The organism is Allomuricauda sp. M10, assembly GCF_020782875.1.
Taxonomy (GTDB): Bacteria; Bacteroidota; Bacteroidia; order Flavobacteriales; family Flavobacteriaceae; genus Flagellimonas.
Window position 1 is genome coordinate 189,720 of sequence record NZ_JAJGBN010000007.1, and the last position, 12,646, is coordinate 202,365.

Sequence of the window (12,646 nt, forward strand, 5' to 3'; positions counted from 1 at the left end):
TTCTTCCAATTAATTGCCTAAGTATGTGCTTCTGCTAAAAAAGAATAAACAGAAGGTTAGCAAAAGTTTATCATAATTCTTTTCAAGTCATTTTTTACATATTCAGAATTATTTGAATATATTAGATGGATTTTTCAAAATTTTAGCGCTTATTTTATCTATTTCACAATAGAAAATAACCTCAAGCTTTTGGGTGCATTTTTTGAACAATGAAGAAACCAACTAACGAGACCATAAAGCAGATTTTTTTGGAGCACTATCAAGAGTGGTGCTTTCTTTCATTTGCCTACCTCCATGACATGCAGGCTGCGGAGGATGTGGTTCAGGATGTGATGGTCAAAATGCTAACTCGGAAAGAGATAAATGAGATTGAAGGTCTTTCCAATTACATCAAGGTTGCAGTAAAAAATGCAAGTCTGCAAAAAATAAAACAGGATCAAAAAGTTCGTAAGCTGGATGATACCATTTCGTTGTTTGATACTTCTTACGAGCAGGAATTGATCCATCAAGAAGAAAGGGAAAAGGTTCAAATGGCATTAAATGTTTTGCCTGAGCAAAGCAAACGGGTGTTCGAGCTGTGTATTATTGAAGGCTTACAGTACCAAAATACGGCAGATATCATGGGAATTTCTACAAATACCGTCAAATATCACCTAAAAAAAGCCTTTAAAATCCTTCGCCATACGTTAAGTGGGTCCTATTTTTTTGGCTTTATCATTGCCATTGTTACTTTTTTAAGTGTTAAAAATTGAAATTTTAACAAATAACCACTACCCATTTTTCTGTTTTCGTAATTCTATAGGTAAAAGGTGCCAGCACCGTTAAGTTACATTCCTATGGAAATTGCCTTTTTGGTACATAAAAAATTGACTTCCACATTGAGTAATTCGGAAAAAGCCGAGTTGGAGCAATGGCTGTCCGAATCTGAAGAAAATCAATTCTTATTTCAAAGTATAGAGAACTACCATAATAACGGAGGTGATATTTCCGCATTGTCCCGATTGAATGCCGAGGATGCCTGGAAGAAGGTAATGCTGCGCTATGCTTCCAAAAAACAAAGCAAGAAGCGCAGGCTTTTGCAAAGCACCTACAAGTATGCGGCCATTTTTGTAGTGGCCCTCACTGCAGGGTACTTCTATTGGAGCTTGAATTTTAAGCAAGGAAAAGTTGCTGCGGATATAGTACAACAGCAGCAGGGGATTGTTTTGGTTTTGGACAATGGCGAAAAAATAGAGCTTTCCTCTTCGGACCAACAAGAACTTGTGGATAAACAAGGCAATAAACTTGGACAGAGAAGTGGCCACCAATTGAACTATACCAACAACGAAACCATGGATGAACTGGTCTACAATACCTTGACGATTCCCAACGGGCAACGTTTTGACATCATACTTTCCGATAATTCCCATGTGTACCTGAATGCAGGGTCATCTTTACGCTACCCGGTAACTTTCCTTCCCGGTAAAAAGAGACAGGTCTATTTACAGGGTGAAGCATTTTTTGAGGTTTCAAAGGATAAAGACCACCCTTTTGTAGTGACCAGTGACAACTTGGATGTAGAGGTATTGGGTACGAAGTTCAATGTTTCGGCCTATCCTGAGGAAGAAGATATCAATACCGTTTTGGTGGAAGGTTCCGTAAAAGTGAACGCCACCCATAACAACGATTTGGACGAAGGCCCATCCATGTTACTGAAACCCGGTCACATGGCCCAATGGGACAAAAAATCCAAATCTGCACAAATGGAAAAGGTGGATACGGACCAATATACCAGTTGGATGCAAGGTAAACTGGTCATAAGAGGAATAAAGTTCAGGGAAATCATCAAAAAACTGGAAAGGCATTATGGGGTAACCATCGATAATAAAAATGAGGCCTTGAATAACAGAACGTTCACGGCAACTTTTGATGTGGAATCCATGGAGGAGGTACTGAACACCTTTGTATCGGAAACCAAATTCGAGTATAAAATTGAAGGAAAGCAAATAACCATATTAAATAACCAAAACTCGGAACCGCCTATGAAATAAATGCACATAAAAAAATCGGGAGATGCTGCAACACCTTCCCGATTGAGATTATCAACTTAAAAAATAAGTTAACTAAAAACATTACAAAGGTATGAAAAATTACATCAAGCGCACTCTGCCTTGTTTAACTAACAACCTGTCGTTAACCGTGAAACTGACCGTTTTTCTTTTTATAGTTTCATTTTTCTCGACGCATGCCAATTCCTATTCACAGAAAACCAGACTAACGTTGGCCATGGACAATGTGGAGATTGAGCAAGTGTTCGAGCAGATTGAATCTGTGTCGGAGTTCAAGTTCTTTTACGACAACAAGAAGATCGATACCCACCGAAAGGTTTCGGTATCGGCAGATCAACAACTGATCACAGAGATTTTGGATCAGCTATTCCAGGGAACCAACATTCTCTACATTTTCAACAAACAACAAATTGTATTGAAACCCAGGCCCAATGTTTTGGAAGCTCTCGATTCCAAATCAGGTTATGCGGAAACTGCTCCGTTGCAAAACTCGGTTTCAGGAAAAGTGACAGATGCCAGTGGGGCACCAATTCCCGGTGCATCCGTAATTGAAAAAGGCACTACCAATGGTGTGGCTGCCGATTTTGATGGACTTTTCCAGATCACGGTCCAAAACCCCAACGCTATTTTAGTGGTAAGTTCCATAGGGTTTTCCAAAAAGGAGGTTCCTGTTGGTGGAGCATCGGTCATCAACGTAGTCCTTCAAGAAGATACCCAAAACCTGAACGAAGTTGTGGTCACTGCCTTGGGAATCAAGCAAGAAACCAAAAAGCTGGGCTATTCTGTGGCCCAAGTGGATGCCGATGAGGTAAACGTGAACCGATCTTCCAACTTTATGAATACCCTTCAAGGTAAGGTGGCGGGGGTCAACATTTCCTCTCTCAGTACTGGACCTGGAGGTTCATCCAAAGTCAGGATCCGTGGACAGTCATCCATTTCCGGGACCAACAACCCGTTGATCGTGGTGAACGGTGTTCCTATTGACAATACAACCTTTGGAACCAGTCCGGGTAGTACAAGCACAGAAGTGGGTACCAATAGTGGAGGCGTGTTTTCTGATGGTGGAGATGGTTTTTCCAGCATCAACCCAGATGATATTGAAAGCATGACCATATTAAAAGGAGCAACTGGTGCAGCATTATATGGATCTAGGGCGAAGGATGGTGTCATCATGATCACCACCAAGAGCCGTGGATCGGGTGATGGATTGGGAATCACTTATAATTTGAACGTGACCAACCATACCCCTTTGGATTTTACCGATTACCAATACGAATATGGACAAGGTGAAAACGGGATTCGGCCAACAGCTGCCAATCCAACCTCGGGACAATGGTCTTTCGGTGAACGTTTTGAGCCTGGAATGACCCAGATTCTTTTCAATGGGTTGGAAGTGCCCTACGAACCGGTTTATGATCGGATCAAGAAATTCTACAGAAACGGTTTGGATGTGACCAACTCCATCTCTTTTGCTGGCGGAAATGAAAAAGGTGGATTCAATGTTTCCCTTTCCAACCTGAAAAGTGAAGGCATTACACCAAACAATGAATTTGCTAGGAGTACCATCAGTTTGGGTACCACCTACAACCTTTCGGATGATTTGAGCTTTGAGGCACATATCAACTACTCGAACGAGAAAAATACAAACCCTCCTAACGTTGGGCAACAGGACAACACCATTCCGGTTTCCCTCTTCAACTTGGCCAATTCCATGCCATTGGATGTGTTGGAAGCTAACAAGTTTGACGAAAACGGGAACGAGTATGTGTATTCCCGTTTCAGGAACAGGACGAATCCTTATTTCACCCTTTCCGAGCAGTTTAACAATATAAAGCGGGATCGTATTTTCGGTAATATTGCCCTCAAATACAACATTCTTCCTTGGTTGAACGCCCAATTACGTGGTGGTCAGGATTACTGGTCCAGGTCTCAGGATTACAACGGATTCCCAACGGGACAGGCTTCTAGGGCCGCAGCTCCAGACGGATTCGTGAACGGTACTTATACCCAGGAAGCCAGAAGATTTAGGGAAACCAATGTGGATTTCCTAATCTCTGCCAACAAGGATATTTCCGAGGACTTGTCCATTGGTTTGAATGTGGGTGGTAACAGGATGAAGCGTACTTTGGATGTGAATCGGGTAGATGTTACCGATTTTGTGATCCGTGGATTGTATACTGTGCAAAATGGTCGAGTGAAAGATCCTTCCTATAGTTTATCCGAGCGCGCGGTGAATTCCTTGTACGGAGCTGCCGACGTTTCTTTCCAGGACACTTATTTTTTGAGTGCGACGTTGAGGAACGATTGGTTTTCCACCTTGTCTCCTGAAAACAGGAGTATCTTGTATCCTTCGGTGGCTGCCAGCTACATTGTTTCCAATGCCTTTGCGGAACAACCGGATTGGCTCACGTTTGCCAAACTTCGCGTAGCCTATGCAGAGGTGGGTAGCGACACGGATGTGCCCCCGTATTCCAACGCTTTGTTCTATGATATAAACTCTAACTTTTTCCCTAATAGCAATGGGGATTCCCAACCGGTGGCGGGTGCCAATACCAGTACATTGCCCAATCCGGATTTGAGGCCCATGCGTACCAAGGAGACGGAAATCGGACTTGATCTACGAATGTTCGATAATAGGGTTGGCTTGGACGTAGCCGTATATCGCAAGACCACGATAGATCAGATCATTCCCGCTCAGATTTCCAATACTTCTGGATTTGTGAGCACTTTGATCAATAGTGGTGAAAGTAGGAGCGATGGGGTAGAAGCCATGCTCAGCTTGAACCCGATCCGAACCAATGACTTCCGTTGGGATGTCAACATCAACACCTCTTATAACAAGACCAAGGTCATCAGTCTATTGACCGATACTCCTGGGGAATCAATATTGGTGGGAAACCACGTTTTCAATGGATTCCTGTATCAAGTGGTAGGTGAAGAAATTGGACAATTGGCAGGTTTCGGATACAAACGTGACGAACAAGGAAGACAGATTTTTGGGGACGATGGCCGTGCGCTTCGTACCGATGAGATCCAATATTTTGGAAGTGCCCTTCCCAAATGGATCGGGGGTATTACCAATACGTTCAAGTACAAGGATTTTAATTTTTCTTTCTTGATAGATTTCAAGTTGGGTAACAAGATGATTTCCGGAACCAACTTCAATGCGGTACGTCATGGATTGCACAAAATGACCCTTCCAGGAAGGGATACTGGTGTTATCGGCGACGGGGTGAACCAAGCAGGGGAGACCAATACCGTTGCCACGGAATCCCAAAGATATTGGGAGGTGGTCCGTTCCTCACAGATTATAGAACCCATTGTGTATAATGGTGGTTATTGGAAATTAAGACAGGTGACCCTGGGTTACGATTTCCAAAAGTTCATTCCTGAAGATTCCTTCATCAGGGGAGCAACCTTAAGTCTTGTGGCCAACAACGTGTTGTTGCTCAAGAAATGGGTAGACAATATTGATCCGGATTCTTTCAGTTACAGCTCGGACAACGTTTCGGGATTGGAGTCTACCGGTGTGCCGACAACGCGTAGCATGGGCTTTAATCTAAATCTAAAATTTTAAGAGAAGAATTATGAAAGACAATAAAAAGATCATAGCAACAATGCTCATGGTTGTGTTCCTCTTTATTGGTTGTGAGAAAGATTTCGATGAAATAAACACCAATTCAGTAGATCCCACCAGTGAAAGCGTTGACCCGACCTTCTTGTTGAACAATGCCATTATAGGATTGTCCTTTTCCAACGGACAAGTAATTTATGACATGGGTATTGTACAACAAATCGTAACGCCCAACTCAGGAATATTGACGGGTGCCAATTATAATCAAGATAACCGAAGTGCAACCGAATTACAATGGACCGATTACTATGAGTCCGTGATCAAGCACACGGGCGATTTGATTGCACAATTGGCAGATAAACCTGAAAGAAGCAATCTGCTCCACATGGCCACTATTGTACAGTCCTATGCCTTTATGGTATTGACCGACACCTATGGCGATGTCCCATATTCCGAAGCCGGTAAAGGCTTATCAGATCAGATTGTATTGCCCAAATACGATTCACAGGAATTCATTTATACCGATATGATCGCTCAATTAAAAACTGCTGTGGAAGGCTTTTCAGAGTCAGCCGAAGATGAAGATGGCGAGGTCATGTATTCGGGAGATTTGGACCAATGGAGAAAATTGGGGTATTCCCTGTTGCTTCGCATAGGAATGCGATTGGTGAAAGTGGATCCACAATTGGCCCAGGAAACGGCAATTTATGCCTTTAATGGAGGAGTTTTGGAATCCAATGATGACAATTTTGTGGTTCGTCATGATAACAATTTCAATAGTCCAATTGGAGGGTATCTAAATGGTTCTGAAGCCAATAACTTTTATTTGACCGGATTTTTCGTGGATTATCTTTCATCAAACTCCGATCCGAGATTGGCCTCCATCGCGGTGCGATATATTGGCGCGGCTTCAGGTGCGGAACAAACCGTGGATAATGCTTCCACAGATCCCACCGATCAAATCGGAATGCCGGTTGGGTATGATAACGTATCCATAAATCCAGTGGTGGCAGACCTTGGTTTGGAAAGCTTCTATGCCTTTAGTCAGGTGGATAGAAGAAGGATGGTCACCATTAGTTCCCCACAATTTCTGTTGACCTATTCCCAGACCCAATTGTTGTTGGCAGAGGCTGCTGAAAGAGGCTGGATTACAGGTAATCCCCAAGATTATTTTGAGGCAGGAATCCGTGCAAATATGGAGCAAATGGCGGCATACGGTACTGATACCGCCATCGATGCTACGGATATTGATACTTATGTGGCTGCCAACACCTTGGATGGAACCAGTAACCTAGAATTGATCAATACACAGTACTGGGTTTCCTCCTTCTTGAATGGACCAGAAGCCTACGCCAATTTCAGGAGATCAGGATTCCCCACGTTACCGCCAAACACCTATCCTGGACAGGACATCACTGGGGATTTCATCAATAGGTTGACGTACCCCAATGCTGAGATTGCAGTAAATGGTGCCAATCTGAATGAGGCCGTTTCCAGAATGGGACCGGACAACCTCGATACCCATGTTTGGTGGGACGAACAATAAATCAAACTAAATCAAAATGCACATGAAATCAGTATTAAAACATATCATAGCAAAGAACAAAAAAGAAGAAAACGATTATAAACTGGCACGACAGGCTGAAATTGAAAATCCAAGGACAACAGATGCCAGACGTGATTTTCTAAAGAAAACAGCCTTGGGAGGAATTGCCATGACCGGTATGATGGGCTTGGGCATTGAAGATACCATTGCCCAGACCACTTCCAAAGTGAGCCGTATGTCCGCCCCTTCAGATTTGAAGATTACCGATATGCGCTATGCGCTCACCAATGTAATGGGTGGTACGGCCATTATCAAAATAGAGACCAACCAAGGTATTTATGGTTTGGGTGAAGTTAGGGATGCAGCCGATGTACGGTATGCTCTCTTTCTGAAGAGTCGCATTTTAGGTGAAAACCCATGTAATGTGGAAAAAATCTTCAAAAGCATCAGGCAATTTGGAGGACCTGCACGCCAAGCAGGTGGCGTTTGTGGTGTGGAAATGGCCCTTTGGGATATTTGTGGAAAAGCCTATAATGTTCCTGCATGGCAACTATTGGGAGGAAGGTATCGAGACAAGGTTCGCTTATATGCCGATACACCGGAAGCCGGTTCCCCGGAAGAACAAAAACGCTTGATCGAGTACCGTACAAAAGATCAAGGCTATACCTGGTTAAAAATGGATGTTTCCATTGGTGAACTGCGAGGTAAACCTGGAACTGTGGTAAATGGCAAGTTTTGGGAAAACGAAAGAGGCGTCTTGGCCCAGTGGGGAGATCGAAGAAACTTGATGTCTTATGGAAACACCATGCACCCTTTTACACAGATTCAGATTACCGAAAAAGGATTGGACGATTTGGCCCAGATTGTGGAAAATGTCCGCAACATGGTCGGTTATGAAATCCCGATTTCAACTGATCATTACGGACACTTCGACCTGAACAATGGAATTCGATTGGCCAAGAAATTGGATAAGTATCGACTGGCTTGGTTTGAGGATATGGTACCATGGCAGTACCACGAACAGTGGAGGACCATTACTGATGCCATTGAAACCCCTACCACCACAGGCGAGGACATTTATTTGTTGCAAGACTTTAAGCCTTTGATAGAGAACAGGTCGGTGGACATTATCCATCCTGATTTGGCTTCTTCCGGTGGTTTGCTTGAAACAAAACGTATTGGTGATTATGCCGAGGAATACGGCATTGCCATGGCTATGCACCAAGCGGGTACGCCAGTTTCCTTCATGTCCAACGTACACTGTGCGGCGGCTACCCAAAATTTCTTGGCACTGGAACACCATTCCGTGGATGTACCATGGTGGGAAGACCTTGTAACAACCGTTGGTGGATATAAAATGATAGACAAAGGATTTGCCACAGTACCGTTGACTGCCCCGGGACTTGGAATTGAACTGAACGAAGACGTGGTCAAGGAGCACTTGCATCCAACCGATAAGAGCTTCTTCAAGTCAACCAAGGAATGGGATGAGTTGAGGTCACATGATAGAACTTATAGCTAGTAGTGAAGCTAAGTTGTTTAGTTAATTAAGATAGGCCCATGGTCAATTTTAAAGATCATGGGCTTTGATTAATTTTTTTTGATGAACCAAACTAAAATCAAGATGAAAAGAAATCAAATGAAAAATATAGTGCTATTGGCATGCCTTGCTATAACACTTGGTTTGAATGCACAAAAAGTGGGTTCGTCCCCGGAGTATATTAAAGCTTTGACCAGTCAATGGGAAGGAGAGCGTTTTTCCGATGGCAGGCCCAAAGTATCGGATGCCCTATTGGGTAGACTGAAAAAAATACGGATAGAGGAAGCTTGGGGCTACCTCCGACGAAAAGGATTCAACAACCAATACGAAGGAGGCTGGAAGATCATCCATCCCGAAGGGGTCATGACCGGACGTGTAGTGACCGCACAATATATGCCCTTACGCCCAGATTTAAGTAAATATGTAAAACTACAGGGAGCCCAAGAAAAAAGGGACACAATTGGAGGAAGCAATTCTTGGCCTATCGAAATTTTGGTCAACGGTGATGTATATGTGGCCGATGGCTATGGAAGGATTATTGACGGAACCCTTATCGGATCCAACTTGGGAAATGCTATTTATGCCAATTCCAAAAATGGAGTGGTGTTCGATGGTGGCGTTCGGGATTTGGGTGGACTCCTTGAAATTGAAGGTTTTAACGGCTGGTACCGCGATGAAGACCCTTCCTACCTCCAAGAGCAAATGCTTACCACGATCAATGCACCTATCCGCATAGGTCGATCCACCGTTCTGCCCGGCGATGTGGTTTTAGCGAACAGACACGGAACTATTTTTATACCCTCACATCTGGTTGCCGAATTGGTGATTTCTTCGGAAGTGGTGGCGCTTCGGGATGAATTCGGTTTCCAAAGATTAAAAGAGAAGAAATATACCGCAGGTCAGATTGATACCCGTTGGACGGATGAAATCAAGGCTGATTTCACGGATTGGCTCAAGAAATATCCCGATACCAAATTACCGATGACCCGTGCCGAATTGAACGATCATCTTAAAAAGAACAATTATTGATCTGATTATGGGAAAAATACGAATACTTAAACAGATCATATTGTTCATTGGTGTGTGTGCCATCACATCTTGTGCTACTTCCACTGACCAAAAACAATTGGACAAGGAAATGGTGCTGCAGACCCTTAAAAAGTTTGATGATGCCGTAATCGCACGGGACGAAGCTGCACTCAAAGCCGTTACGGCCACCAACCTGAGCTACGGCCACTCCAGTGGAAAAATTCAGGACAAGGCAGAATTTGTTGATGATGTGGTCCATGGTGCCTTCCAGTTTATTTCCATTACCAATGATAACCAAAGCGTGAACATATCAGAAAATGTGGCCATCGTTAGGCACATACTTTCTGCCGATGCCACAAATGCAGGCCAACCGACCAAAGTGCATATTGGGATCATCATGGTGTTCCAGTTGGATGAAAATGACAAGATAGTACTGTTGGCCCGCCAGGCGTATAAACTTCCTAGCTGAGATAAGTTGATTTAAAATGCAAAGAATGATGTTGTCGGTTTTGGTCGGCTTTATGGTATTCGGATGTGCCGTGGAAACGGAAAAGGATGAATACATCGATTTGGAAACAGGAAAGGATTGGCCTGTGTATGGGGGCAATCGGAGTAACAAAAGATATTCCCCTTTAGATCAAATCAATAAAGAAAATGTCCAGAATTTGGAAGTGGCATGGGTTTATGATGCCCGTGACTATGTGAATGGAAAGGTTCCCGAAAGACCGAAGGCTATCCAATGCCAACCCATTGTAAAGGATGGCATCCTATATGGCACAACTCCTGAACTTAATCTATTTGCTTTGAATGCCGCCACAGGGGAGGAACTTTGGAAGTTTGAACCCATGGCGGATGGCAGAAGGTACAACATCAGTGCCAGTAGGGGAATCACCTATTGGGAAAAAGGAGAAGACAGAAGGATTCTCTATACCTCGGGTTCGTTTCTGTATGCCGTAAATGCTAGGTCAGGTAAAGCAATTGAAACATTTGGAACCCAAGGAAAGGTAGACCTTCATACAGGCTTGGCTGAGGGTTTGGATGTGGACATCAGTGCTTCGGCCGTTAATGCCACCAGTCCGGGAATTGTTTACAAGGATTTGTACATCACAGGCTCCAGTGTTTCTGAAGGAGGCAATGCCGCTCCTGGCGATGTCCGTGCCTTCAACATCATCACAGGAGGGTTGGAGTGGACATTCCATACCATACCTCGACCTGGCGAAGAAGGATATGATACCTGGCCAAAAGAAGCCTACAAAGAACAGGGAGGGGCCAATAGCTGGGGAGGTATGTCTTTGGATGTAGATCGTGGAGTGGTCTACTTCGGTACAGGTTCCGCATCCTCGGATTTTTATGGGGGCAATAGGGAAGGAAAGAATCTTTTTGGGAACAGTGTGGTAGCGTTGGATGCATCCACGGGAAAACTAAAATGGTATTTTCAAACGGTACAACATGACCTTTGGGACAGGGATTTGCCTTGTCCACCCAATTTAGCGACCATAACCCACAATGGTAAAAAGTTGGATGTGGTGGTGCAAGTGAGCAAGGATGGACTCATTTATGTTTTGGAAAGGGATTCCGGGACTTCTATTTTTCCAATGGAGGAACGTTCGGTTCCTACGGAAGGAGGACTGCCGGGCGAACATCCCTATCCGGTACAGAAGTTTCCTTTGAAACCCCAACCCTTGTCACATCAAGTTTTTACAGAGGATATCATCACGGATTTATCTCCAGAATCGCATGCCTTTGTGAAGGAGTTCTTCGACCAATATCGGACAGATGAAAAGTTTGCCTTGCCCAATGAAAAGGGGACCATCATGTTCGGATACAGTGGTGGGGCCGAGTGGGGAGGCAATGCCACCGATTTGGATGGCGTTCTCTACCAAAACTCCAATGATGATCCTTGGCTTTTGGTGATGGAAGATGCTGAAACCAGAAGAAAGGAGCGTGAAAAGGTTTTGACGGGAGAAGAGCGTTACCAAAGGAACTGTGCCATGTGTCATGGTGTTGATAGAACGGGCACTACTGAGTTTCCGAGCCTTGTAGGTATTGGGGAACGGTCCACGGAAGCACAGATTTTGGAGTTGCTCAAATCAGGAACAGGTAGGATGCCTTCATTTCAACATATTCCCGAAGAAGGAAGAAGGGCCATTGCCACCTATATTTTGGATTTGCCCACAGGAATGCATCAAACTGCCAATCCTGAAAAAACGGCAAGCGAAGAAAATGCAGAAGAAGAAAAGAGTTTTGGTTACGAAGCCAAATATGTCATCAAAACATGGAAAAAACTAACGGACCAAGATGGCTATCCGGCCATAAAACCACCTTGGGGAACCTTGAATGCGATTGATTTGAGCACTGGGGAATATTTATGGAGAGTCCCATTAGGTGAATATCCTGAACTTACAGAAAAGGGAGTACCCATAACAGGTACCGAAAGTTACGGCGGCCCTATAGTGACGGCAGGCGGATTGGTATTCATTGCCGGGACAAAAGATGAAAAAATAAGGGCTTTTGACAAGAAAACAGGAGCGGTGGTTTGGGAATATCAACTTCCTGCAGGGGGATTTGCCACACCCATCACCTACGAAGTGGATGGCAAACAATATGTAGTGATTGCCGCAGGTGGTGGCCGGGGACAAAAACCAGGTGGGGATTATATCGCTTTTACCCTAAAAGAATAATAATTAAACTAACTTTTAAAATTTTTGATTTTGAAAAAGAAGACTATACATAACATATCCTTGGTCCTAGCAGCGGTAGCCTTATTGATTTTTGTTTACCATGCCATCCAAGGAAACATTTCAGGTGCCGGGCCTTTTATCATATCTTTTTTTGCGCTTTTGGCCATTGGCTTCAACGGTTATAAAATGTTGAAGGGCTTTGTGTTCGCGGTTTTGATTTTTGCAGGA

The 12,646-nt window shown here is 43.9% G+C and carries 8 protein-coding genes and 1 pseudogene; all 9 read left to right on the forward strand.

The genetic code is table 11. The annotated features are described in order from the left end of the window. Nucleotides 1–209: 209 nt before the first annotated feature. Complete coding sequence (locus LKX84_RS16375; RefSeq protein WP_228238548.1) at nt 210–752, forward strand: sigma-70 family RNA polymerase sigma factor; 543 nt, start codon at nt 210–212, stop codon at nt 750–752. Nucleotides 753–836: 84 nt separating this feature from the next. Continuing rightward, nucleotides 837–2,030, forward strand: a complete 1,194-nt coding sequence (locus LKX84_RS16380; protein ID WP_228238549.1) for a FecR family protein — start codon at nt 837–839, stop codon at nt 2,028–2,030. A 91-nt stretch (nt 2,031–2,121) separates the two neighbouring features. Continuing rightward, nucleotides 2,122–5,625, forward strand: coding sequence for a SusC/RagA family TonB-linked outer membrane protein (locus LKX84_RS16385; RefSeq protein WP_228238550.1), 3,504 nt, complete (start codon nt 2,122–2,124; stop codon nt 5,623–5,625). A 10-nt stretch (nt 5,626–5,635) separates the two neighbouring features. Then, on the forward strand, nt 5,636–7,168 hold the full coding sequence (locus tag LKX84_RS16390; protein ID WP_228238551.1) for a SusD/RagB family nutrient-binding outer membrane lipoprotein: 1,533 nt from the start codon (nt 5,636–5,638) through the stop codon (nt 7,166–7,168). 22 nt (nt 7,169–7,190) lie between these two features. Further along, on the forward strand, nt 7,191–8,690 hold the full coding sequence (locus LKX84_RS16395) for a mandelate racemase/muconate lactonizing enzyme family protein (RefSeq protein ID WP_228238553.1): 1,500 nt from the start codon (nt 7,191–7,193) through the stop codon (nt 8,688–8,690). A 117-nt stretch (nt 8,691–8,807) separates the two neighbouring features. Next, entirely contained in the window at nt 8,808–9,737 is a 930-nt protein-coding gene (locus LKX84_RS16400) for an RraA family protein (protein WP_228238555.1), read from the forward strand. Between the two features lie 7 nt (nt 9,738–9,744). Then, entirely contained in the window at nt 9,745–10,206 is a 462-nt protein-coding gene (locus LKX84_RS16405) for a nuclear transport factor 2 family protein (protein WP_228238558.1), read from the forward strand. Between the two features lie 25 nt (nt 10,207–10,231). Beyond that, the gene (locus LKX84_RS16410) at nt 10,232–12,418 is read left to right on the forward strand and encodes a pyrroloquinoline quinone-dependent dehydrogenase (protein ID WP_228238559.1); all 2,187 of its coding nucleotides are present in this window, start codon (nt 10,232–10,234) and stop codon (nt 12,416–12,418) included. 30 nt (nt 12,419–12,448) lie between these two features. Continuing rightward, nucleotides 12,449–12,646 (forward strand): annotated as a pseudogene (locus LKX84_RS16415) (hypothetical protein); the annotation flags it as partial.

What these genes read in the sequence shown, in the direction of transcription:
- LKX84_RS16375 (WP_228238548.1), top strand. Translation starts at nt 210, where the DNA reads ATGAAGAAACCAACTAACGAGACCATAAAGCAGATTTTTTTGGAGCAC.
- LKX84_RS16380 (WP_228238549.1), top strand. Translation starts at nt 837, where the DNA reads ATGGAAATTGCCTTTTTGGTACATAAAAAATTGACTTCCACATTGAGT.
- LKX84_RS16385 (WP_228238550.1), top strand. Translation starts at nt 2,122, where the DNA reads ATGAAAAATTACATCAAGCGCACTCTGCCTTGTTTAACTAACAACCTG.
- LKX84_RS16390 (WP_228238551.1), top strand. Translation starts at nt 5,636, where the DNA reads ATGAAAGACAATAAAAAGATCATAGCAACAATGCTCATGGTTGTGTTC.
- LKX84_RS16395 (WP_228238553.1), top strand. Translation starts at nt 7,191, where the DNA reads ATGAAATCAGTATTAAAACATATCATAGCAAAGAACAAAAAAGAAGAA.
- LKX84_RS16400 (WP_228238555.1), top strand. Translation starts at nt 8,808, where the DNA reads ATGAAAAATATAGTGCTATTGGCATGCCTTGCTATAACACTTGGTTTG.
- LKX84_RS16405 (WP_228238558.1), top strand. Translation starts at nt 9,745, where the DNA reads ATGGGAAAAATACGAATACTTAAACAGATCATATTGTTCATTGGTGTG.
- LKX84_RS16410 (WP_228238559.1), top strand. Translation starts at nt 10,232, where the DNA reads ATGATGTTGTCGGTTTTGGTCGGCTTTATGGTATTCGGATGTGCCGTG.